Genomic DNA, 21,505 nt, shown 5'->3' with positions numbered 1-21,505 from the left:
TGCGGGGTGACCACCGAAACGCTGGTCCGGGAGCTGCGGGCCGAGCTGGCCGACGGCGGGCTGCACGGTTCGTTCCTGGTCCGCGACCTCGTGTCCGGGCAAGAGCTGGGTATCGAGCCGGACCGGGTGTTCCCGATCGCGTCGGTCGTCAAGGTCCCCCTCGCGGCGGTCACCCTGGAACGGATCCGCCGGGGTGAGCTCGACGGCGCGGCCCCGCTGGAGGTCGAGCCCAGCGGCATCACCACGCCCGGCCCGATCGGCCTGACCCGCTTCCGCCACCCGGCCCGCGTCGCCGTCGACGACCTGGTCTACCTCAGCACGTCGCTGAGTGACGGCGCGGCGGCCGACGCCCTGTTCGGCCTGACCCCGCCGGCGGCGGTCGGCCGGATGCTGGACGAGTGGGGCGTCCACGGCATCGCCGTACGGCACCCGATGAGCGACCTCGTCGACACCCCGGCCGAGCGCTTCGGCTCCGGCGACGTCGACCTGGCGCACTCGCTCGCCATCGGCGCGGGCACCGAGGGGCAGGGCCACCGGATCGCCCAGCTCGACGTGACCCGCGCGAACTCCGCGTCCGCGCGTGCGCTGCTGGACCTGTTGCAGGCGCTGTGGACCCCGTCGAAGATCGACCCGTCGGTGGCCGCCGACGTCCGGGACCTGATGGGGCACAACGTCCTGCGGCACCGCCTGACCCCCGACTTCGCCTCGGACGCGGCGAAGTGGTCGTCGAAGACGGGCACCCTGCTGAACCTCCGGCACGAGGCGGGCGTCGTCGAACACGCCGACGGCCGGACCTTCGGCGTCGTCGCCCTCACCGAGTCGAGGGTCCCGGCGGTGCTCCAGCCCGAGGCGGAGGTCCTGATGTCCCGGGTGGCGCGGGAGCTGCGCGACCACCTGCGCGCGGCCTGAAAACCGGTTGGGCGCGGGGTTTCCGGCGCCTAGGCTCTCGCGGTGTCCTTCACCAGACCCGAGCCGCCGTACTACGCCGTGATCGTCAGCAGCAAGCTGGACGCCGCCCACCTCGACGGTTACGCGCCGATGGACCGGCGCATGGCCGAGCTGGGCCGGGCTACCTGGGCCGCGAGTCGAAGACGGACGCGGACGGCCGCGAGCTGACGGTGCTGTACTACCGCGACGCCGAGTCGATCGCGGCGTGGAAGCAGCACCCGGAGCACCTGGAAGCGCAGCGCCGCGGCCGGGCGCAGTGTACGCGGACTACCACATCGAGGTCGCGAAGGTGGAGCGCGCTTACGGCTTCGAGCGCTAGCCGGACGCCCGAAGCCGACGGCTGTGCCGCCTGGCTGTGCTCGCCCTGTCGTCGTGCGGCCTGGCTGTGCTCGCCCTGTCGTCGTGCGGCCTGGCTGTGCTCGCCCTGTCGTCGTGCCGTCTGGCTGCGCTCGCCCCATCGCCATGCCGCCCGTAGGCGCCGTTTCCCGGCGTTCGGCTCGCCACCAAGGCCCGAAGTGACATGAGGGGCACCTTCATGGACATAACCGCCATGAAGGTGCCCCTCATGGCTCGCGGGGGCCGCGGGGTCGCATCGGAGACCTCCGTCAGGCGGGCGTCTTCACCGCGAAGTCCACCGCCTCGGTCGTCACCGTGCCACCGGCGCGCCCCGGTGCCGTCTGGTGCTGCCAGTACAGGTTCGTGTGGGCGATGACCGCGCCGGGCCCGGGCGCGCCGTACGCCGACAGGTCCTCGGTCGTGTGCGCGTCGGCGACCAGGGTCGCGTCGTAGCCTCGGGTGATCGCGCCGTGGAGGGTGGAGCGGATGCAGGCGTCGGTCTGGGCGCCCGCCACGATCAGGTGGCCGATGCCCCGCGCGGCCAGCACCTCCTCGAGGTCCGTGTCCTCGAACGAGTCGCCGTAGAGCTTGTGCACCAGCGGTTCCGCATCGCGGCGCACGAGTTCCGGTACGTACTGCCAGGTCTCGCTGCCGCGCGGAAGCTCGTTGTTCGTGTGCTGCACCCACACGACCTCGACGCCGGCCGAGCGTGCCTTGTCCACCAGGGCCACGATGTTCGCGAGGACCGCCTCGCGGTCGTGGGCGCCGTCCATCACGCCGTTCTGCACGTCGACGACCAGCAGACCGGTGTTCGGCCGGTCGGTGAGTGTGGTCATGGTGTCCTCCCAGTCGGTGGTCGCGACCACTCTAAGCCGGGCCACCGACATTTTCGCGAGCTTGCCGCTCGGTGTGCGAGGTCCGGGGGAGCGGCCAGGGTGACGGCGGCTCGGGTTCTCCGGCCAGCCCGGTCAGCACGGCCTCGATCAGCCGCTCGGCCTGCCGGTCGATCGCGCGCGGGCCGTCGAGGCGGACCAGCCCGTCGGCCAGGAGCGTGGCGAGGCCGTGCATCGCCGACCAGACGACGATCTCCGCACCGGGCCGCGCGGACGCGGGCAGCCCGCCTTCGCCGGCCAGCCGGTCGAGTTCGGCCGCGAACACGTCGTGGGGGTGCGGGGAAACCGCGTCGCCGGGCTCGGCGCGGTGCGCCGCGAAGACCAGCCGGGCCACCGCGGGGTCTTCGATCGTCCAGCGGACGTAGTCGCGGGCCGCCGCCACGAGGCGCTGCCGGGGCCCGCCCCGGGCGCGCGCGGCGGCCCGGGCCATGCGCTCGCCGAGCCGGGCGACCAGCCGGTCGGACAACGCGCGGACCAGCACGTCCCGCGACGCGAAGTGGTGATAAGCGGCGCTCGGGCTGACCCCGATCCGCACCGTGGCCTCCCGCAGGCTCCAGCCGTCGGCCCCGCGCTCGCGCACCAGCGCCTCGGCGCCGTCGAGCAGCGCGTCACGCAGGTCTCCGTGGTGGTACCGCTCGCGTGCCATGGACCTGATCTTAACACCGCTCAGAATCTGTACTATGTTCAGATCAGCAACTGAACACCGATCAGATGGGAGCCCGGACATGAGCGCAGACCTGCCCGACGTGACGGAGGCCGCGCCGCCGATCGTGCGCGGCGAGCCGGCCGAGGTCGCCGACGGCGTCTTCGTCCTGCACGACAACCGGGTGCCGCTGGTGCCCAACATCGGCTTCGTCGTCGGGGAGCGGGCGACCCTGGTCGTCGACACCGGCCTCGGCCGCCGCAACGGTGAATACGTGCTGGCGCAGGCAAAGAAGCTCGCCGGTGAGCGGCCGCTGTACCTGACGACGACGCACTTCCACCCGGAGCACGGCTTCGGCGCGGAGGTCTTCGCGGGTGCGGCCACGATCATCGCCAACCGGAGGCAGCGCGACGAGCTGGCCCGCAAGGGACCCGGTTACGTCCGGATGTTCCGCGGCCTCGGCCCGGCCATCGCCGAAGAACTCGAGGACGTCACCTTCGTCGACCCCGACTTCGTCTACGAAGGCCAGGCGGAGCTCGACCTCGGCGGCCACCGGGTCGTGCTGCGGGAGTGGGGCCCGGCGCACAGTGCGGGCGACCAGACGGTGCTCGTCGACGATCGTGTGCTCTTCACCGGCGACCTCGCGGAGACCCGGATGTTCCCGATCGCGCCGTACTTCCCGCCCCACGACACCGATTTCGACGGCGGCCGCTGGATCGACGCGCTCGGCGGCATGGCCGAGCTGAACCCGGCGATCGTCGTGCCCGGTCACGGCGAAATCGCGGACGTCACGCTGCTCCACGACATCCGCGCCTACCTCGAGTACGTCCGGGCGGAGGTGGCGCGGCTGAAGACCGCCGGAGCATCCGCGGAGGAGACCGCGGCGAAGGTCGGCGAGGACGCGCGGGCCCGCTGGCCGGAGTGGGCGAATCCCGAGTGGATCGGCCTGGCGGCCACGGCGTTCCACGCGGCCGGCTGAACCTCCGGCGGACCGCGCCGCCGCTCACCTACGATGTCCACCATGGACTACACGCTGCTGGCCGTCGTCGTGCTGGTCGCGGCCGTCGCACTGGGCGCCTCGGCCAACGACCGCCGGGTCAACCGCCTCGAACGCCGCATCGCCCGGATGGAACTGAAGCTGGACGCCATCGCCGGGCACCTCGGCGTCGCCGTCGCGGATCCGGCCCAGCCGCAGCTCGCGGACCTGCCCGAAGTGCGGAAGTACCTGATGGAGGGCAAGAAGATCCAGGCCATCAAGGCTTACCGCGAGAGCACGGGTGCAGGTCTCAAGGACGCGAAGGACGCCGTGGAGCGGATGCTCTAGCGTCGCGCGTCCGACGTTCATCGGATGCGCATGGACGCGCGGTGTCGATGGAGGATTTGGGACGTCCAGCGTCCAGAATCCTCCATCGACGAACGCTGAACGCCCCGCCGTGGCGCGACCTTGTCGACGCCGGTTCGAGGGGTCGGTGTCGCGCTGCTAACCACCGAGGGCCGGGGCGGCGTGGCGGACGCGCAGGACGTCCGCGATCACCGTGTCGGCCACCAGGCGCTGCTCCTCGTCCAGCGGCTCGTCCGGTGCCGTGATCGCCGCCGAGCCGCGCAACGCCTGGGCGGCCGACGACGTGAACCCCGCCATCGGACCCGGCCCGTCGTGCAGGAGCAACGCCCCTGCGGACGCCGCCAACCCGCGTAGACCCTCCGCGGCCGAGTCCAGCGCGGCCTGCTGACCGGCCTCGGGTGGCTTGCTGCCCGGCTCCGGCGCCCGCAGGTCCTGCTGGGCGCGGGCCGCGGCGCGGAACCGCACGCCGAGTTCGCGCCGTCCGGCGGATTCGCCGCTCAGGGTGGCGGCGACCGCCGTGAGCAGGGCGCGGGTCGTGTCGACGGCCTCGGTGAACCGCTCGGCCAACGACGGCTTCCGCACCCCGGGCACGGCGGCGAAGCCGAACAGCAGCGCGATCGCCACGGCCAGCACCATCAGCAGCACGTACTCGACGAGCAGGGTCCGCGCGTCGAGGTGCTTGGTCGCGGAGTTCATCCCGACGCTCAGCAGCACCATGCACCCGTTGAACACCGTCGGCTTGCTCCGCATCAGCGGGAACCCGGCCAGCAGCGCGACCAGCGCGATCGGCAGGAGCGCGTCGTGCGGCAGCAGCCACAGCACCAGCGCGAGCACGACGGCGCCGCCCAGCGCACCGCCGACCCGCTGCCACGCCTTGCTCAGAGTGTCGCGCCATTCCGGCTGTAGCACCGCGAAGGTCGTCATGAGGAACGACACCGTGAGCGGGTCGCCCGGCCGGAACCGCGCGACCACGAGGGCGAGCAGCATGCCGAGTGCGCACCGAACGGCGTGCCGCAGCTGCGCCGAACGCCAGGACAGTGCGCCTTCCGCCTCGTGGCGCAACGCCTCCCGCACGGCCTGGCGCGGAATGTCCACAACGGACTCGTCGCGGGTGAGCACGGCTTCGCGGACCGCGTCGACGCCCGACCACAGCTCGTCGACGAGCCGCCGGGTCTCGCCGGGAAGATCGACGACGAGATCGGGACGGGTTGCAGCGACAACCTCGTCCGGAGCGTCCTTGGCGCGGACGGCGTCGGCGAGCTGAACGAGTTCGGCGTCCGCCGCGTCGAGGATCGTGCCGAGCGCGGTGGCCTGGTCTTCGGTCAGCGTGCGCCGCCGGTCGTCGAGCACGGCGGCGGTGGCGCGCGCCCGCACACCCGCGCCCAGCACGCGGGTCTGCCACTTCCGCGGCCGGTCGGCCAGCCACAGCCGCACGGCGCGCTCGGCGGTGTCGCGCCCGCCGCCCGCGAGCGCGTCGGCCAGTGCTTCACGCGTGGGCTTGCCGGGGTCGCCGACGCCGAGCAGCAGCCGCAGCACGATCGCCACCCCGACGGCGAGCGCGGGCGCGCCGATGATCTGGCCGGCCGACGCGGTGCCGGTGAGCTGGAAGCCGTAGCCGAACACTGAGGCCATGCCCAGCCCGAGCCCGACCGTGACGAACCGCGGGCCGAGCGCCGGCAGCAGCGCGGCGGTGACCACGACGACGGTCAGCAGCGCGATCGCGGCGACGTCCGACACCGCGCCGAGCAGCCGGGGTCCCGCCACCCCGGCGACCACCACCGGCGCGTAGCAGGCGAGCAACACGAGGTCGGAGCGCAGCGGCCCGCCGGTGGCGGCGATGAAGCAGAACAACGCGGTCAGCCCGGCCAGGACCACCGTGTTCCCGAGACCGACCGCCACGCCGATGCCCGCCGTCGCGCCGACGACAGCGACGATGAACACGAGCATCCCGACGCCCTTGACCAGGCCTTTCACCACACCAACCCTTCGTCGCGCACCGTGGTCATCCTGGCACGACGCGAAACCGCCGCACCCCGGGATACGGGATGCGGCGGTTCCGGGAAGAACAGATCAGTCCTTGACGCCCTTGATGGCGTCCTTGATCTTCTCGCCGGCCTGCTTGAGGGAGCCCTTGGCCTGGTCGGCCTTGCCCTCGGCCTGCCACTGCTCGTTGCCGGTGGCGTCGCCGACGGCTTCCTTGGCCCGGCCCTTGAGCTCTTCGCCCTTGTTCTGGATCTTGTCGTTCATCGGGTGCACCTTCCGTCAGGCGACATTTCCGGATCGGCCTGTCGCCACGAGGGCCTTGTAGGTGGGTTACCCACCCGTCGCGCGCGTACACATCGAGCCAGCCGTCCGGGTGACGTGAGAGCCGTCACGCCCCCGCCTGGAGCAGGCGTAGCGTGGCGAGGACCGACACGACCGGAGGAGGCCTCAGTTTGAAGGCGACGAACGGTGCGGGCGGCCCCTGCAGGTTCTGCGGCAGGCTCCCGCGCTCGGGGGCGCCCCGGGTGCCCGGCCCGGCCGGCCCGATCTGCCTGGACTGCGTCCGCGCCGGCCTGCGGGTCGTCGGCGACGGCGAGGAGCGCCGGAACGAGGCCGGCGAGCGCCTCGACGCGGTCAGCGACCTGCAGGCCCCGGTCTGCGAGTTCTGCGGCCGCCGCGAACGCCGCACGTTCCTCGGCTTCCGGCGCCCCCTGGTCCGGCTGCGCTGCGCCCCGCGTGACGCCGTCATCTGCGTCGACTGCCTGGACAGCGCGGGTGACGCCCTGAACCTCGCTCTCCGCCAGTGACCCGAGAGGGCCGGTGCCGCCGCACACCGCGACGGCACCGGCCCGGTCTCACGCGGGAGCCGTGAACACGTACGACCCGGCAGGCACGAAGTACGTGCCCGCCGCCGACGGCACCGCCTCGGCGGGCGCGGTGACCGCACCCGGCTGGGACGTCGGGACCTTCACCGTGGCCGAAGCGCCCGCCGGGACCGTCACCCGGAGGGTGAGCGTGCCGCCGGCGATCGACCAGTCGCTGACCGCGCCGCCGTACGGGGTCTCGTACGACGACTTCGCCGAGGTCAGCCCGCCTCCCGGCTGGGGTGCCACGGACAGCGCCGCGTACCCCGGGGCCGCCGGCGACAGGCCGCCGACGGACCGGTAGAGGAAGTCGCCGACCGAGCCGAGCCCGTAGTGGTTGAACGAGTTCATCCCGGGATCGTTGAACGAACCGTCGGTCTTGATGCCGTCCCAGCGTTCCCAGATGGTCGTGGCGCCGCGGCCGATCATGTAGCCCCAGCCGGGGAACCCGGGCTGCAGCAGCACCTGGTACGCGACGTCGGCGTGCCCGTGGGCGGCCAGCACCGGCAGCAGGTTCTCGACGCCGAGGAAGCCGACGCTCAGGTGGCCGCCGGACGCCGCGACCTTCGCGGCCAGCTTGTCCGCCGCCGGCTGCACCCGTGCCGCCGGGAGCAGGCCGAACGCCAGGGCCAGGACGTAGCCGGTCTGCGTGTTCGCGCCGACCGTGCCGTCCGCCGCCGAGAACTTGTTCGTGAACGCCGCGGCGATCTGGTCGGCGAGCGTCCCGTACTTCGTCGCCTCCGCGGTGTGCCCGGTGGCCGCCGCCATCCGCGAGACCAGCCGCGACGAGTACGCGAAGAACGCCGTCGAGATCAGGTCCTGCGCGGTGTTGTCGTTGACGTTGAGCCAGTCCCCGAACGTCTGGTGGTCGCGGATCAGGTCCGCGCCGGACGTCGAGCGCAGGTACTCCACCCACTTGACCATCGCGTCGAAGTGCTCGGTGATCACGCCGGTGTCGCCGTAGCGCTGCCACAGGGTGTAGGGCACGATGACGCCCGCGTCGCCCCAGCCCGCCGTACCCGAACCGTCGAGCACCCCCGGCGCGACGTCGGTGAACGAGCCGTCGGCGTGCTGGGCGTCGGTCAGGTCGTCGCTGAACTTGCCGAGGAAGTTCGCGACGTCCAGGTTGAACGTCGACGTGCCGGCGAAGATCCCGATGTCGCCGGTCCAGCCCAGCCGCTCGTCGCGCTGCGGGCAGTCGCTCGGCACCGACAGCATGTTGGAGCGCTCACCCCAGAGGATGTTGTGCTGCAATTGGTTCACCATCGTGCTGGACGAGGTGAACGTGCCGGTCTGCGCCCCGGACGTCCACATCGCCCGGCCGGTGACCGTGTTCGCGGTCGGCGCGGACGGCAGCCCGGTCAGCTCGACGTACCGGTAGCCGTGCACGGTGAACCGCGGTTCGTACGTCTCGGCGCCGCCGGTGCCCGCGAGGGTGAACCGGTCGGTCGCCTGCGCGGCCCGGAGGTTGTCGGTGTAGATCGTGCCGTCGGGGTTGAGCACCTCGGCGTGCCGCAGCGTCACCGTGGTCCCCGCCGGCCCGGTCACCGAAAGCCGGTCGACACCGCCGAAGTTCTGGCCCATGTCGGCGACCCACACACCCGGCTTGGGCTGCGTGATGGCGACCGGGTGGAACTCCTGCTGCACCGTGACGCCGTTGTCCACCTGGGACACGAGGTTCGGCTTCGCGTCGGTGCGGACCCCGGCGGCCTGCCACGCGCTGTCGTTGAACCCCGGCTGGTCCCAGCCCGCCGGTGCGAGCCGTGCGTCGTAGGTCTCGCCCTGGTAGAGGTCGTCGGCGCGGATCGCGCCGTCGCCGGTCTTCCACGTGCCGTCGGTCGCGACGGTCGCGGCTGTGCCGTCGGTGAACGTCAGTCGCAGCTGCGCCGAGTACCACGGCTTGGTGCCGTAGCGCTGGCTCCCGGCGATGCCGATGCTGCCGGAGTACCAGCCGTTGCCCAGCATCGCGCCGATGGCGTTCTCACCCTGCCGGATCTGGCCGGTGACGTCGGAAACCCGGTACTGCAGCCGCTTGGTGTAGTCGGTCCAGCCCGGTTCGAGCACCTCGCCGCCGACCTTCGTCCCGTTGAGCCGGGTCTCCTGCAGGCCGAGCGCGGTGGTGAGCAGCCGCGCGCTCGCCACCGGCTTGCCGACCGTGAAGCTCTTGCGCAGCAAGGGGGACGGCGACGCGACGACGACGTTCGACGCCCACGGCCCGCTGCCGTACGCGGTCAGGGCCCGCGCCGCGGTCCACGCGCTGTCGTCGAACGTGCGCTGCTGCCAGCCGGACGGCCCGGTCTGGTTCGCCTTCCAGGTCCCGTCGGTGACGACGGTCGGCCCACCGGCGACGGTCAGCTTCGCGATCATCCCGGCCGGGCTCTGCGTGGTGTTCTCGCTGCTGATCGCGATGACGTTCGCGCCGGTGGTGAGCAGGGAGCCGACGTCGACGACGGCGGCCTGCTTCCACGAGTCGGTGGAGCGCGGCGAGGAGCTGACCTGGGTGCCGTTGACCCACACGGTCGCGCTGTCGTCGCCGGTCACGACGAGCGTGGCCTTCGACGGCGCCGCGCTCAGCTGCACGGTCTTCCGGAAGAACCGCGTCGCCGGCGGGATCCCGCCGGCCGGATCGCCTTCGGGGTACCAGACCCAGCTGGCCCCGGCGAGGTCCGGACCCGCGGCCGAGCGGCCGATGAACGCTCCGGTCCACTCCGTGGCCGGGGCACGCAACGCCGTCTCGAACCGCTGCACCGCACTCCAGCCGCTCGCGCGGCCCTGGGCGTCCCAGACCCGGACGCGCCAGGTGTAGGCCGTCAGCGAGCCGAGGGCGGGACCGCCGTAGGCGACGTCGGCCTGCTGCGCGGACGCGACCTGGCCGCTGTCCCAGACGTCGGATCCGTTGGCGGACACCACGATCTGGTACGCCGACTGCCGCTGCTGCGACGCCGACGACGTCAGCTTCCAGCCGAACCTCGCCTGCGCCGGGTCGACGCCGATCGGGTTCGCCCGCGTGCCGACCGTCGCGCTCGCGACCGTGAGCGGGGCCGCGGCGGTGGAGTCCGGCGTGGTGACGCCGGCGCCCCAGGGTGCCGCGCCGTAACCGCCGAGATCCGCGGCCGCGGGCCAGGAACCGTCGGCGAAACCGGGCTGTTCCCAGCCGTCCGGCGCGGTCTGCGCGCTCTTCCAGCCGGCGCCGGTGGTCAGGTCCGTGGTGCCCGACGCGGTCGCGACGTGCACCCGGCCGAGCAGGCCGGCCGGGCCGTCGGCGTTGCGGACGGCGACGGCGAGGGTGTTGACGCCGGGGACGAGCGCGGGCCGCAGGTCCACCGGCAGCGCCGTCTTCCAGGAGTCGGTGACCCGCGCGGAGGAGGCCAGCGGCTTGCCGTTGAGCCAGACGTCGGCGGTGTCGTCGCCGGTCACGCTGAACCGGGCGTCGCTGACCGCGCCGCCGGCGACGGTGAACGTGGTGCGGAAGTACCGGGTCGCGGCCGGGGCGGACACCCGCGCGTCGCCTTCGGGGTACCAGATCCAGTGGGCTCCGGAGATGTCCGGTGGTGGTGCGGCGCCCGCCGGGGGAGCGGCGGCGCCGGAGAGCACCAGGGTCGCGGCGAGGGCGGTCGTGGTGGTCGCGCGCCAGAGCTGGGATCGCGGCATTGCGGCTCCTGGATGACGGGGACGGGGCTTGCGGATCCTTAAAACGTTTCAATCCAGTGTGATATGTGACTGTAATCAGAGGATCACGCAACCGCAATACTCCACCGGGTGCAGCGGCGATCGTCCGTGCTGGTCCGATCGCCGCCGCATAAATCGTTTTAGGTCACTCCACCCGGCGCTTGCGCCGAACCACGAGCACGACTCCGGCCACCCCCAGGAGAACGAGCACGACCGGGACGGCGGTGGGCCACCACGGCCACGCCGGGCCGTCGAACACGACGTCGTCGGTGGGCAGCTCCAGTGCTTTCGCCGTCCACCGCGCGGTCGCGACGTCGGTGTCGCGCGCCATCCCGCTCACCGCGACGTCGTAGGCGAAGCCGGGCCGGTCGTGCACGTACTCGGGAGCCGGCCCGCCTGGCGGCGTCGGAACTCCGCGCGTGGCACCGGGAACGAGGAGCCGGTCGAGATCGGCGTCGGCGAGTTTCGCGCGGGGCAGGAAAGTCAGCCCGTGCCGGGACCGGACCGGGCCGCCGTCGGTGCTCACCGCGAGGGTCCGCGACGAGAGCGACTCACCCTGGGTGTCGAACACCGACGCCAGTTCGATCTCGCCGACGCCCTCGGGCACCAGCACGCCGATTTCGGCCGGGCTCCAACGGAAACCGGCGTTGATGATCGCCACGGCGTCCGGCATCGCGGCCGGGGTGGTCACCGGCACGGGCGTGCCGTAGTGGCGCCAGCCGATCGCCTTGGCGGCGTCCGCGGCCACGCCCGCACCGGCCATCCGCTCGACCAGGTGCAGGGTCCCGTCGATGCCGGACAGGATCCCGGCGGTGGTGACGACCTTCCCGTCGTCGACGTACCGCTTCTCGCGCTGCCACCGCACGGCCGGGTAGTCGCTCGCGTAGGTCTCGAGCTTCAGCCAGTGCGCGGTGGCCGGACGGCCGTCGAGCAGGCCGGCCGAAGCCAGCACACCGGCGCCGTTGCAGACACTCAGCAACTGCGTGCCGCGGGCGGCCTGGGCACGCAGCCAGGTGGTCACCGGCTCGCCGCCGGCCTCCCCGGTGTCCGGCATCGCGGGGACGACCACGAGGTCCGGCGCGGCCCTGCCGAGCCGGGCGTCGAGGTCGGCGAAACTCAGGTCGGGCACCAGGTCGAGACCACCGGTCAGCGGCTTCGGCACCCGGTCCGGGGCGACGGTGTAGACGTTGAACCGCCCGGTGTCGGCCAGGATCTCGTACGGCGCGAGGGTGTCGGAGACGACGGCACCCGCGTTGCCGACGACGACCACCGCGGTCGGCTTGGCCGGGTCGTGGGGGAGCGGCGGGGTGGCGGGCACGGCCCGCTGCGGGCCGGGGGCGTTGAGGGCGCGGAAGGTTGCCAGGGCGGAGACGGTCGCGCCTGCGCCGGGAACCAGCAGGACGGCGACCACGGCGGCGAGGACGAGGGTGATGCGGCGCAGGACGGTTCTCATGTCAGTGCCAGTACTCGGCTCGGCGCCACACCATGACGGCCAGCATCAGCGGGAACATGATCACGTGCCCGGCGATCATCAGGCCGTCCGCGGACAGCGCGCCCAGCCAGTACGGCGCCAGCAGGACGACGAACGGCAGGTACATCGCCGCCGACATCTCGGCGATCCGCGGCCAGGAGTGCCGCCGCAGCAGCATCGCCGCGGCCATCGCGACGCTCATGTCGGTGGCCATCACGAGGGCGCCGACATCCGGCCGGGCCGTCCACGCGTCCGGCCAGAGCGGGCCGAGCGCGACCATGCCGATGATCATCGCGGCGACCATCTCGACGTAGTGCGCGGTGAACCGGCCGAGTTTGCGGCCGGTGCTCCGGCCGGTTTCGGTGGTGGTCATGGGGTTCCCTCCAGGTTGTCCTGGACGAGAATCCCGGCGCGCGGGCGTGCTGCCAGGTGCCGGAAGTCATGCCGGGGGTCATGACCCCGTCAGAGGAGCCCCAGATCCCGGGCCCGCAGCGCGGCCTGGGTGCGGTCCCGGGCGCCGAGCTTGCCCAGCACGTTCGTGACGTGGTTCTTCACGGTGCCTTCGGCGAGGAACACGGAGGCGGCGATTTCCCGGTTGCTGCGGCCGTCGGCGACCAGCCGCAGCACCTCCAGCTCCCGCTCCGACAGCGGCACGACCAGCGGCTGCGGCCGGGGAACGGTCGTCTCGGGCAGCTGCGCGAACCGGGCGACGACCTTCGCCGCGACGGACGGCTGGAGCACCGACTCGCCCCGCGCGGCGGCCAGCACGGCTTCGACCAGCCGCGCCGAGGAGACGTCCTTGAGCAAGTACCCGACGGCGCCCGCGCGCAGGGCCGCGAAGACGTCCTCGTCGTCGTCGAAGGTGGTGAGCGCGATGACCTGGACGCCCGGCTGTGCCAGGCGCAGCCGCCGGGTGGCGGCGACCCCGTCGAGCACCGGCATCCGCAGGTCCATCAGCACGACGTCGGGGGTCAGCTCGGCGGCCCGTGCCAGCGCTTCGTCACCGTTGCCCGCCTCGCCGACGACGTCGATGTCGTCGCGGGTGGCCAGCAGTGTCGCGAGGGCCTCGCGGAAGAGAGCCTGGTCGTCGACCAGCAGGACCCGGACCGGGCTCACGCCGGTACCTCCATGCTCAGCGTGCACCCCTGTCCCGGTGCCGATTCGACGGCCAGCTTCCCACCGAGGTGCGCGGCCCGTTCCCGCAGCCCCAGCAGGCCGAAGCCGGTCGCGGGCGCGCCGTCGGTGCCGGCGCCGTCGTCACGGACCTCGACGCGGACGCCCGTGTCGGCGTACTCGAGCACCAGGTCGACCCGGCTCGCCCGCGCGTGTTTGCGGACGTTGGTCAGGCCCTCCTGCGCGGCCCGGTAGAGCGCCTCGCCGGTCTCGTCCGGCAACGGCCGTTCGACCCCGGAGACGGTCAGCGTCGCCGGCACACCCGTCGCGGACGTCTCCTCGGCGAGGGCCTTCAGCGCTTCGGGCAACGGCGGTACCGAGCGGGGTTCGCGCAGCGTGCGGACGGACCGCCGGACGTCGGCCAGCGCGGTTTCGGCCTGTTCCTGCGCCTTCGCGAGCACGTCGTCGGCCTTGCCCGGATCGGTCGGCAGCACCGCCCGCGCGGCCTTGACCTGCATCTGGACGACGGTCAGCGAGTGCCCGAGCCCGTCGTGGATGTCCCGGGCGACCCGGTTGCGCTCCTGCGCCGTGGCGAGCCGTTCCGCCTGGACGGCGTAGTCCTGCAGCTTCGCGTGCACCTCGGCGAGCTCGCCGCGGGAGCGCTGTTCCCGCTTGAGCAGCTCGGTGACGACGGCCGCGAAGATCACCGACACGAGGGTGCCGAGGCCTTCGCGCAGGCCGTCGCCCAGTGACATCCCCAGGTGCACGAGCGGGACCAGGGCGATCACGACCGCGAGGGCGGGCAGCGGCAGGTTCAGCACCACGCACTGGCTGACCAGCACCACGAGGAAGAGCGTCGCGCCGACCCCGGCGTTGATCGTGAAGACGAAGAACGCCAGGGGAAGCTGGACGACGACGTAGGCGGCGGCCCAGCCGAGGTGCTCGCGCCGCTGCACCCAGCCGAAGCCGGCGGTGCCGAGCGCGGTGAAGACGGCGCCCAGCACGAGGGAGGCCGCGGGCTCCCCGGACGCGAGGACCCCGAGCACGACGGAGAGGAAGGCGCCGCAGGTCAGCACCGCCAGAGCCCGGCTCATGGAGCCACTCTGCGGTGTCCGGCAAGCCGGGTCAACCGCTTCCCCGCCGGGAAAGCGCTGTCTGTCTCTAGGGCTTTTCCGTGAACGGGCGACGTAGGGTGGAGCCGACACCGCAGTCGACACGGGAGTCCGCCATCGATGTCAGTGCTCTGGGGCGTGTCCTTCGACGGAACTCCGCTGTCCGGGGTGGTGGTCGAGTTCCTCAAGACGGCGAAGCGCCTGTCCGCCCGCGGGCACCGGGTCCACCTGGACCTCGGCTACGACATCAAGGCCGACAAGGGCGCGTTCTTCCGGCCCTACCGTGACGAGTCCGGGCTGCTGCCGGACTGGGTCGTCCTGGACCGCGTCGACGGCGTCGAGACGATCCGCGGTTACGACCGCGAGTTCGTCGAGCGGGTGCTCACCGAGGTCGTCCAGCGGGAGGCCGGGGCAGCCCTGCGCCCGGAGCTCGACCGGATCGCCGGCGAGCTGGCCGACCGGATCACCGCCACCTGGGAACGCCTCGGCGTCACGATGGTGATGGTCGAGAACGGGACCCTGCCGGAGAATCCCGCGTACACCGAGGCGCTCTACCGCGCGATCGACCGCTACGGCGCGCGCCACCGGCTCGGCCGGTTCGTGTTCTGGCGCGACCACGACCTGATGTGGCAGAGCGAACCGGGGATCGCGAAGTACGGCCGGTTCCCGTACCGCGAGACCCCGGCGCCGCGGAACTCCCCGCACATCCACTACTTCGCGCTGCACGAAGAAGCGAAGGCGCGCACCCTCGAGTGGGTGCCGGGCCTGCGCAACCTCGACGTCCTGCCGAACACGTTCCCCATGGACACCGCGAAGATCGACCCGCGCAACGCGGGTTTCCGGCGCGACCACGGCATCCCCGACGGCGTCCCGCTGCTGGCACGGATCACGCGGATCATCCCGCAGAAGCGCGTCGACCGGGACCTCCACCTCCTGGCGCTGCTGCCGGACGCGTGGCTGTTCGTGGCGGGAGACGTCGAGGAGGCACCCGCGGAGTACACCCGGCTCACCGAGCTGGCCGGCCGGCTCGGGGTGCGCGACCGCGTCGTCTTCGGCGGCTGGCTGACCCCGTACGACACCGCCACGCCGGGCCGTTACTCCGTCCGCGATCTCCTGGCGCACGCGAGTGTCGTGTCCTTCCTGACCTCCTACGACTACGAGAGCTACGGCAACCCGGTCAGCGAGGCGATCGCCTCCGGGACGCCGTACGTGACCAGCGGGTACGAGCTGTACAACGCCGTTTACGGCCGCGCGGGGTTCCGGGCGCCGGTGCTGGACATCCGGGCCCGCGACCTGCCGGACGCGGCGTTCGCCCGCGAAGTGGCCGAACTGATCACCGACGAGGGGAAACGAGCGGAAGTGGTGCGGGCGAACCAGGATCTCGGGCGGGCGCGGTTCGGCACCCAGGTCGTCGACGACCTGGTCGACCGGCTGTACCCGCCGCCGATGGGCGCCGGGACGCGGCTGAGCGTCGTGCTGCCGGTGTACAACGAGGCCGCGAACCTGCGGTCGGTTCTCGGGACGCTGTACGACCAGCGTGGGCTGGACCGGGAAAGCTACGAAGTCGTCCTGGTCGACAACAACTCGACCGACGACACCGTCGCGCTCGCCCGCGAGTTCGCGGCGGCGCACCCGGACCTGGCCGTCCACGTGATCCACGAACCCGAGCAGGGTGTCTCGTGCGCGCGCCGCGCGGGCATGGACTTCGCGGCCGCCCGCAGCCGGAACCGCCCGGACACCGACCCGGCGCAGCGCTTCTACCTGGTGTCCGCCGACGCCGACTGCCAGGTCGACGCGCACTGGCTGAGCGAGCTCCTGGAAGCGATGGAGACGACCAAGGCCGCGATCGGCGTCTGCGACTACTACTACAACGCCGACCACTTCGCCGGCCGCCCGCGGCTGTGGGACGCGATCCAGCGGACGCTGCGCTGCCGCGCCGTCACGTTCTCGCTGTTCGGCGGCTTTCCCGACGGCAAGGGCTTCGCCGTCGAGCGCGACGCCTACGAGCGCGCCGGCGGCATCGAGATCTTCTACCAGCTGCAGGACGGCAAGTTCGTCAACCACCTCTCCGACGACTGGGACTTCGGGATCAAGGTCGCCAGCGGGGGCGACGCGATCACGTACGCGCCGCGCTCGCGGGTCGAGATCAACCCGCGCCGCGTCGACCACGCCATCGACGAGGTGATCACCGGCCGCGCCTACGGCTCGGGCGGCACCATCGTCATGCGCGACATCCGGCCCTCCTCGCCCGCGACGGGAGCCGACCTGACCGAGGCGGAAGCCTTGCAGGCGTGGGAGTTCTCGATCAAGGACTTCACGCCGAAGAACACGATCCTGCCGGTGCTGCTGACCCCGGCCCTTCTGGAGGACGACGCCGTCATCGGATTCTTCGGCGCGGACCTGGCCGCGCGGCTGGGGAAGCGGATCGCCGAGATCCGCGACGAGACGAGTGTCGTCGACTTCACGCCGATCCACGCGTACAAGACGCCGTCCTACCGGCTGTACCTCGAGTTCGCCGACGAGCTGTTCGCGTGCCTGCGCAAGCACGTCGGCGACGACATCGGTTTCCCACCACCACTGCCACCGTGTTTCGCGGACGTTCCGAAGGAGCGGTTCGCGGAGTTCGTCCACTACTACTGCGAGGACCGCGAGTCCGGAGAGGCCCACAACTACTTCGGCAACGGAGGGGTGTTCTGATGACACTCGCCTACGAAGAGGCGATCGGCTCACTGCACGGTCTCGACCCCGCGTGGCCGCGCCCCGCGGTCCTCGACGTCCTGGAGGCGCCCGAAAACCGGCATCTGCTCGACTACGTGCAGGAGGACCCGTTCGGCGCGCACGTGTTCCCGGGCAACGTCCCCGGCTACGCGCCGGCGGACTTCCTGCGTGACCTGGACGCGCAGCTGGCGTCCAGCGCCCCGATCCACCTGTGGTCCTACATCCCGACGTGCGCCTACCGCTGCCGGTTCTGCCAGTACCCGGTGGTGCTGGTGAAGGGCAAACCCGAGGTCACGGACGAAAAGGCGAAGCAGTGGGTCGACCTGAACATCCGCGAGGCGAGGATGTGGCTCGACGCCGTCCCGAACCTGGCGGGCGCGGAGGTCGGCGAGTTCAACGTCTTCGGCGGCACGCCGTCGCTGCTGCCGGAACCGGAGATCCGGCGGCTGCTGGACTTCTACCGGTCCGAGTTCGGGTTCACCGCGGACACGACCGTCCGGTTCGAAGGCGACCCCAGCACGTTCACGCCGTCGAAGCTCGAGCTGCTGCGGGATCTGGGCTGCACCAAGCTGTCCAGCGGTGTCCAGTCGTTCGACGACCACGTCCTCGAGCTGTGCGGGCGCGAGCATTCGGCGCAGATGTGCGTCGACTTCGTCCGCAACGCGCAGAACCTCGGCTTCGAGTGGGTCAGCATCGACCTGATGTACGGCCTGCTCGACCAGACCCTCGACAGCGTCCGCCGGGACCTGGACGTCGTGCTGGAGAACGAGATCACCGCCGTCGTCTGCACCAAGCTGCACCTGGCGTCCTACAGCGACACCCGCACCGGCGTCACCGGCGAGAAGCCGGCCGCGTGGCAGCTGCCGTCCTACCGGGACAAGCTCGTGCGCGACGGCCACCGCTGGCCGACCCTCGGTGAGCAGTACCAGATGCGGGAGCTGCTCACCGACGGCCTGCGCGCGGCGAACTACACCGAGCACCCCACGATGTACTTCGCGCGCGACGGCCTCGGGCCGGAGAAGTGGAAGTCCATCATGGTCGACCAGGAGAAGCAGGAGGCCGAGGTCGCGATCGGGCTCGGCGGCAGTTCGAGCTGCCGCGCGTCGGAGGCGATCAGCGACGTGAACTCCAAGCGCTACATCGAAACGGTGGAGGCCGGCCGGATCCCGCTGGGTTCGGCGACGCGGTTCACGCCCGAGGCCCAGGAGGCGCGGGCGGTGAAGATGGCGCTGACGACGTTGCAACCGTTGCAAGATTCAGTGCACTCGTCGCGGTTCCCCGGGCGGTCGCTGTTCGCCGAACCGTGGCTCGGGAAGTTCCGCTCCCTGGCCGATCGCGGCCTCGTCCGGCTGGATTCCGGGGCGGGGAAAGTGGAATTGACCAAGACCGGGGAAGTCCTGGTGGAGGCCATCATCACGACCGAGCTCTGAGGACCAAGATCACTCCGACGGGTGACAGAAGTCTCGCGAAGACCGGTACGGGCGTGCAGCATGGGGTCAGCACCGTACGGCCGTACCGAGATCGGAGCCCAGATGAGCCGAACTGTTCCGGGTCCCCTGGCGAAGCTGGCCGGGGCGGGCGTGTTCGCGGCGTTCGCGTCGGTGGTCGTCGTGACACCGGCGCAGGCCGCTCCCGACTATTCGCGAGCCGACACGAACTTCGCGGGCACGCAGATCGAAGCGCACGAAGGGATCCACGGGAGCCCGCTCACGTCCCGCGCCGACGTGGCCGACCAGACCCTCGGGCACGACGTGAGCGGGCACCAGGGCCCGGTCGACTGGGGCGCCGCGGCCGGCGGCGGCGCGAAGTTCACCTACGTCAAGGCGACCGAGGGCACGGGGTTCGTCAACCCGCAGTACGCCCAGCAGTACGACGGCGCGCACGCCGCGGGCCTGATCCGCGGCGCGTACCACTTCGCGCGCCCGGACGTCTCGAGCGGCGCGGCGCAGGCCGACTACTTCATCGCGAACGGCGGCGGCTGGCGCGGCGACGGCACGACGCTGCCGGGCGCGCTCGACATCGAGTACAACCCGTACGGCGACGCCTGTTACGGCAAGAACCCCGCCGACATGACGGCGTGGATCGCCGATTTCACGCGCACGTACCTCGCGAAGGCGCACCGCAGCGCGCTGATCTACACCAGCACGACCTGGTGGAAGACCTGCACCGGCAACGCGAACGGGTTCGGCAACACGAACCCGCTCTGGCTGGCCCGCTACGGCCCGGAGGTCGGCGAGCTGCCGGCGGGCTGGGACAAGCAGAGCATCTGGCAGTTCGCCCGCGGCGGCGGCCTCCCGGGGGACCAGAACTACTACAACGGCCCGATCGGCCGCGTCGAAGCGCTGGCGAAGGGCCAGGCTGCTCAAGCGGCCTAGCGGGTCTTCCGGATGACGAGGTCCGGCCACGGCGGCTTGCGCAGCACGGCGAGCGTGCCGAGCGTCGCGGCCATCAGGCCGGTCATGGCCCCGATCAGCAGGACCCGGGTCGTGTCCACCGCGGGTTCCCACTTGACGTCGCCGCCGTGGACCACGAACACCCCGACCGGCTGGTGGACCGGGATGACTGTGGTCCCGTCCGGCGTCTCGTAGGGTTCGCCGAAGATGGCCCCGTCCGGCCTGGCCGCGTCGCGCACTGCTCGAAGCTTCGCCCTGTTCATCCGTCCATCGAACCGGAACTCGCGGTGCCGCGCCAGACCCGCGGCGAACTGCCGTACGCGCGGGAGAAGGCCCGGCTGAAGGCCGCTTCCGAGGCGTAGCCGACCCGGCCCGCGATCCGGCCGACCGGCTCGGCCGTGCTCCGCAGCAGGTGGGCGGCGTGATCGAGCCGTCTTCGCTGCACGTACGCCCCCGGTGGTTCGCCGACCGACTCGGTGAACCGCGCGGCGAACGCCGAGCGTGAGAGGGAGCTGAGCCGCGCCAGCTCGTCGACCGGCCAGTCGCGCCCGGGGGCGCGGTGGATCGCCGTCAGCGCGGGCCCCAGCGCCGGGTCCATCGCGGCGGTGAGCCAGCCGGGGTGCGTCTCGTCGCCGGAGGCCGCCCACGTCCGCAGCGACCGGATGAACAGCAGGTCGAGCAGCCGCGACACCATCACACGGGCGCCGGGCTCGGGCCGCGTCACCTCCGAGAGCAGCAGATCCCGGCTCAACGGAAGCCACGCCGCGGTCCGGGCGTCACCACGGATCACGATGGCCGCGGGGAGGACACCGAGCAGCGGCGCGGCGACGAGCGGCTCGACGTGGAACTCCCCGGTGACCCAGTCCGCGACCGGGGCCGGGCGGGCGACGTGCGCGTCGCCGCGGGCGAGCAGCGCCATGTCGCCGTGGTTCAGCTCGACGGGCGCCTCGCCGTCGGCCTCGAGGCGCAGCCGGCCCGCCCCCACGAGGTGCAGCAGCCGGGTCCCGGCCGGGTACCGCTCGACGGTGTCCATGCGGCGGCGCACGTCTCCGCCCTGCAGGTGAATGGCCTGCAGGACGTCGGAGAGCGCGTCCTGCTCGCCGTACGCCGGAAGCGAATCGGCAAAGTTTTCCGGTTCCTGGGACATGGTTCTTGCTCGAACCTCCTCATAGGCTGACCTCAGGCAGTATGCGTGACCGGCTCCGCACGAGCGGATCCGGCGCGCCGGATCGAGGAGGCAACCCTTCATGGCCGAGAAGCCGACCGTGGTGCTCGTCCACGGCTTCTGGGGTGGCGCCGCCCACTGGGCGAAGGTCATCGTGGAGCTGGACAAGCGCGGTTTCGGGGCGCTCCACGCGGTGGAGAACCCGCTGACGTCGCTGGCCGACGACGCGGCCCGCACCCGGCAGATGGTGCAGCAGGTCGACGGGCCGGTGCTGCTGGTCGGCCACTCGTACGGCGGCGCCGTCATCACCGAGGCCGGCACGCTGCCGAACGTCACGGGCCTGGTCTACGTCGCGGCGTTCGCGCCGGACGCGGGGGAGAGTCTCGCGACGGTGAGCGAAGGCCACGACGCCCCGGGCGGCGCGAACATCGCGCCGGACTCCGACGGTTACCTGTGGATCAAGCAGGACAAGTTCCACGAGAGCTTCTGCCAGGACCTGCCGGAGGACGAAGCGCTGGTCATGGCGGTCACGCAGAAGGCCCCGGTGGGTTCGACGTTCGGCGACCCGGTGACCGAGCCGGCGTGGAAGTCGAAGCCGTCCTGGTACCAGGTCTCGACCCAGGACCGGATGATCGCCCCGGACAACCAGCGCCGGATGGCGGCCCGCATCGGCGCCCGCGAGACGATCGAGCTGGAGTCCGGGCACGCGTCCCTGGCGTCGCAGCCCGTCGCGATCGCCGAGCTGATCGAGCGCGCGGCCGGCTGACAAGATCGGACAGGACCGCCCCCGCGCTGTTGTCGGCGCGGGGGCGGCTCCCTACTCTCGTTCTTGTCGCTGTTTCGTTTTGTCCTTTGT

At 71.9% G+C, this 21,505-nt stretch carries 20 protein-coding genes; 9 read left to right on the top strand and 11 right to left on the bottom strand.

What is annotated here, in order from left to right; translation table 11 throughout:
* Positions 1-6 precede the first annotated feature (6 nt).
* A complete protein-coding gene (locus ACIOD2_RS05830; RefSeq protein WP_400534821.1) occupies positions 7-909 on the top strand; it encodes a serine hydrolase in 903 nt (300 codons plus the stop codon).
* A gap of 42 nt (positions 910-951) precedes the next feature.
* Positions 952-1,116, top strand: a complete 165-nt coding sequence (locus ACIOD2_RS05825; protein ID WP_400534819.1) for a hypothetical protein — start codon at positions 952-954, stop codon at positions 1,114-1,116.
* A gap of 437 nt (positions 1,117-1,553) precedes the next feature.
* Here the strand turns inward: ACIOD2_RS05825 and ACIOD2_RS05820 are convergent, their stop codons facing one another.
* Together ACIOD2_RS05820 and ACIOD2_RS05815 are read right to left on the bottom strand one after the other, a co-directional pair.
* Positions 1,554-2,120 carry an isochorismatase family protein gene (locus tag ACIOD2_RS05820; RefSeq protein WP_400534817.1) on the bottom strand — a complete coding sequence of 189 codons (567 nt, stop codon included), beginning with the start codon at positions 2,118-2,120 and terminating at the stop codon, positions 1,554-1,556.
* Positions 2,121-2,151: 31 nt separating this feature from the next.
* Positions 2,152-2,823 (bottom strand): TetR/AcrR family transcriptional regulator, encoded by a 672-nt coding sequence (locus ACIOD2_RS05815; protein ID WP_400534815.1) that lies wholly within the window; start codon positions 2,821-2,823, stop codon positions 2,152-2,154.
* A gap of 79 nt (positions 2,824-2,902) precedes the next feature.
* On the opposite strand from ACIOD2_RS05815, the gene ACIOD2_RS05810 reads away from it, so the two are divergent.
* Together ACIOD2_RS05810 and ACIOD2_RS05805 are read left to right on the top strand one after the other, a co-directional pair.
* Positions 2,903-3,799: an MBL fold metallo-hydrolase gene (locus ACIOD2_RS05810; protein ID WP_400534813.1), complete on the top strand. Its 897-nt coding sequence runs from the start codon at positions 2,903-2,905 to the stop codon at positions 3,797-3,799.
* Between the two features lie 42 nt (positions 3,800-3,841).
* Positions 3,842-4,144 (top strand): ribosomal protein L7/L12, encoded by a 303-nt coding sequence (locus ACIOD2_RS05805; protein WP_400534811.1) that lies wholly within the window; start codon positions 3,842-3,844, stop codon positions 4,142-4,144.
* Between the two features lie 156 nt (positions 4,145-4,300).
* On the opposite strand, the gene ACIOD2_RS05800 is transcribed toward ACIOD2_RS05805, so the two are convergent.
* The gene (locus tag ACIOD2_RS05800) at positions 4,301-6,136 is read right to left on the bottom strand and encodes an FUSC family protein (RefSeq protein ID WP_400534809.1); all 1,836 of its coding nucleotides are present in this window, start codon (positions 6,134-6,136) and stop codon (positions 4,301-4,303) included.
* A 96-nt stretch (positions 6,137-6,232) separates the two neighbouring features.
* Positions 6,233-6,409, bottom strand: a complete 177-nt coding sequence (locus ACIOD2_RS05795) for a CsbD family protein (RefSeq protein WP_323328699.1) — start codon at positions 6,407-6,409, stop codon at positions 6,233-6,235.
* A 260-nt stretch (positions 6,410-6,669) separates the two neighbouring features.
* On the opposite strand from ACIOD2_RS05795, the gene ACIOD2_RS05790 reads away from it, so the two are divergent.
* Entirely contained in the window at positions 6,670-6,951 is a 282-nt protein-coding gene (locus ACIOD2_RS05790; protein ID WP_400534807.1) for a hypothetical protein, read from the top strand.
* A 48-nt stretch (positions 6,952-6,999) separates the two neighbouring features.
* Here ACIOD2_RS05790 and ACIOD2_RS05785 read toward each other — a convergent pair whose 3' ends face one another.
* The 5 genes from ACIOD2_RS05785 to ACIOD2_RS05765 all read right to left on the bottom strand — a co-directional run bounded on the left by ACIOD2_RS05785 (position 7,000) and on the right by ACIOD2_RS05765 (position 14,355).
* Complete coding sequence (locus ACIOD2_RS05785; RefSeq protein ID WP_400534805.1) at positions 7,000-10,659, bottom strand: family 78 glycoside hydrolase catalytic domain; 3,660 nt, start codon at positions 10,657-10,659, stop codon at positions 7,000-7,002.
* Positions 10,660-10,822: 163 nt separating this feature from the next.
* Complete coding sequence (locus ACIOD2_RS05780; RefSeq protein ID WP_400534803.1) at positions 10,823-12,130, bottom strand: DJ-1/PfpI family protein; 1,308 nt, start codon at positions 12,128-12,130, stop codon at positions 10,823-10,825.
* Between the two features lies 1 nt (position 12,131).
* Positions 12,132-12,521 carry a hypothetical protein gene (locus ACIOD2_RS05775; protein WP_400534801.1) on the bottom strand — a complete coding sequence of 130 codons (390 nt, stop codon included), beginning with the start codon at positions 12,519-12,521 and terminating at the stop codon, positions 12,132-12,134.
* An 89-nt stretch (positions 12,522-12,610) separates the two neighbouring features.
* Complete coding sequence (locus tag ACIOD2_RS05770) at positions 12,611-13,264, bottom strand: response regulator (protein WP_400534799.1); 654 nt, start codon at positions 13,262-13,264, stop codon at positions 12,611-12,613.
* Complete coding sequence (locus ACIOD2_RS05765; protein ID WP_400534797.1) at positions 13,261-14,355, bottom strand: sensor histidine kinase; 1,095 nt, start codon at positions 14,353-14,355, stop codon at positions 13,261-13,263. The genes ACIOD2_RS05770 and ACIOD2_RS05765 overlap by 4 nt, the downstream gene beginning before the upstream one ends.
* A gap of 138 nt (positions 14,356-14,493) precedes the next feature.
* Between ACIOD2_RS05765 and ACIOD2_RS05760 the strand changes: the two genes are divergently transcribed.
* The 3 genes from ACIOD2_RS05760 to ACIOD2_RS05750 all read left to right on the top strand — a co-directional run bounded on the left by ACIOD2_RS05760 (position 14,494) and on the right by ACIOD2_RS05750 (position 19,466).
* A complete protein-coding gene (locus ACIOD2_RS05760) occupies positions 14,494-17,070 on the top strand; it encodes a glycosyltransferase (protein WP_400534795.1) in 2,577 nt (858 codons plus the stop codon).
* Complete coding sequence (locus ACIOD2_RS05755; protein WP_400534793.1) at positions 17,070-18,521, top strand: radical SAM protein; 1,452 nt, start codon at positions 17,070-17,072, stop codon at positions 18,519-18,521. Before ACIOD2_RS05760 ends, ACIOD2_RS05755 begins: the two co-directional genes overlap by 1 nt.
* Positions 18,522-18,623: 102 nt before the next feature.
* Positions 18,624-19,466 (top strand): lysozyme, encoded by an 843-nt coding sequence (locus ACIOD2_RS05750; protein WP_400534791.1) that lies wholly within the window; start codon positions 18,624-18,626, stop codon positions 19,464-19,466.
* On the opposite strand, the gene ACIOD2_RS05745 is transcribed toward ACIOD2_RS05750, so the two are convergent.
* Together ACIOD2_RS05745 and ACIOD2_RS05740 are read right to left on the bottom strand one after the other, a co-directional pair.
* Entirely contained in the window at positions 19,463-19,747 is a 285-nt protein-coding gene (locus ACIOD2_RS05745; RefSeq protein WP_400534789.1) for a hypothetical protein, read from the bottom strand. The genes ACIOD2_RS05750 and ACIOD2_RS05745 overlap by 4 nt on opposite strands.
* Positions 19,744-20,631, bottom strand: coding sequence for a cupin domain-containing protein (locus ACIOD2_RS05740; protein ID WP_400534788.1), 888 nt, complete (start codon positions 20,629-20,631; stop codon positions 19,744-19,746). The genes ACIOD2_RS05745 and ACIOD2_RS05740 overlap by 4 nt, the downstream gene beginning before the upstream one ends.
* 100 nt (positions 20,632-20,731) lie before the next feature.
* Between ACIOD2_RS05740 and ACIOD2_RS05735 the strand changes: the two genes are divergently transcribed.
* Positions 20,732-21,415 (top strand): alpha/beta hydrolase, encoded by a 684-nt coding sequence (locus tag ACIOD2_RS05735; RefSeq protein WP_400534786.1) that lies wholly within the window; start codon positions 20,732-20,734, stop codon positions 21,413-21,415.
* Positions 21,416-21,505: the final 90 nt, after the last annotated feature.

The organism is Amycolatopsis sp. NPDC088138 (assembly GCF_044741685.1).
Classification (GTDB): Bacteria; Actinomycetota; Actinomycetes; order Mycobacteriales; family Pseudonocardiaceae; genus Amycolatopsis.
This window is presented reverse-complemented; position numbering and strand designations above follow the sequence as displayed.

Bases quoted from the DNA above. Each gene is read 5' to 3' on its own strand.
- ACIOD2_RS05820 (WP_400534817.1), bottom strand. From the start codon at position 2,120: ATGACCACACTCACCGACCGGCCGAACACCGGTCTGCTGGTCGTCGAC.
- ACIOD2_RS05815 (WP_400534815.1), bottom strand. From the start codon at position 2,823: ATGGCACGCGAGCGGTACCACCACGGAGACCTGCGTGACGCGCTGCTC.
- ACIOD2_RS05810 (WP_400534813.1), top strand. From the start codon at position 2,903: ATGAGCGCAGACCTGCCCGACGTGACGGAGGCCGCGCCGCCGATCGTG.
- ACIOD2_RS05805 (WP_400534811.1), top strand. From the start codon at position 3,842: ATGGACTACACGCTGCTGGCCGTCGTCGTGCTGGTCGCGGCCGTCGCA.
- ACIOD2_RS05795 (WP_323328699.1), bottom strand. From the start codon at position 6,409: ATGAACGACAAGATCCAGAACAAGGGCGAAGAGCTCAAGGGCCGGGCC.
- ACIOD2_RS05785 (WP_400534805.1), bottom strand. From the start codon at position 10,659: ATGCCGCGATCCCAGCTCTGGCGCGCGACCACCACGACCGCCCTCGCC.
- ACIOD2_RS05780 (WP_400534803.1), bottom strand. From the start codon at position 12,130: ATGAGAACCGTCCTGCGCCGCATCACCCTCGTCCTCGCCGCCGTGGTC.
- ACIOD2_RS05775 (WP_400534801.1), bottom strand. From the start codon at position 12,521: ATGACCACCACCGAAACCGGCCGGAGCACCGGCCGCAAACTCGGCCGG.
- ACIOD2_RS05765 (WP_400534797.1), bottom strand. From the start codon at position 14,355: ATGAGCCGGGCTCTGGCGGTGCTGACCTGCGGCGCCTTCCTCTCCGTC.
- ACIOD2_RS05760 (WP_400534795.1), top strand. From the start codon at position 14,494: ATGTCAGTGCTCTGGGGCGTGTCCTTCGACGGAACTCCGCTGTCCGGG.
- ACIOD2_RS05755 (WP_400534793.1), top strand. From the start codon at position 17,070: ATGACACTCGCCTACGAAGAGGCGATCGGCTCACTGCACGGTCTCGAC.
- ACIOD2_RS05750 (WP_400534791.1), top strand. From the start codon at position 18,624: ATGAGCCGAACTGTTCCGGGTCCCCTGGCGAAGCTGGCCGGGGCGGGC.
- ACIOD2_RS05745 (WP_400534789.1), bottom strand. From the start codon at position 19,747: ATGAACAGGGCGAAGCTTCGAGCAGTGCGCGACGCGGCCAGGCCGGAC.
- ACIOD2_RS05740 (WP_400534788.1), bottom strand. From the start codon at position 20,631: ATGTCCCAGGAACCGGAAAACTTTGCCGATTCGCTTCCGGCGTACGGC.
- ACIOD2_RS05735 (WP_400534786.1), top strand. From the start codon at position 20,732: ATGGCCGAGAAGCCGACCGTGGTGCTCGTCCACGGCTTCTGGGGTGGC.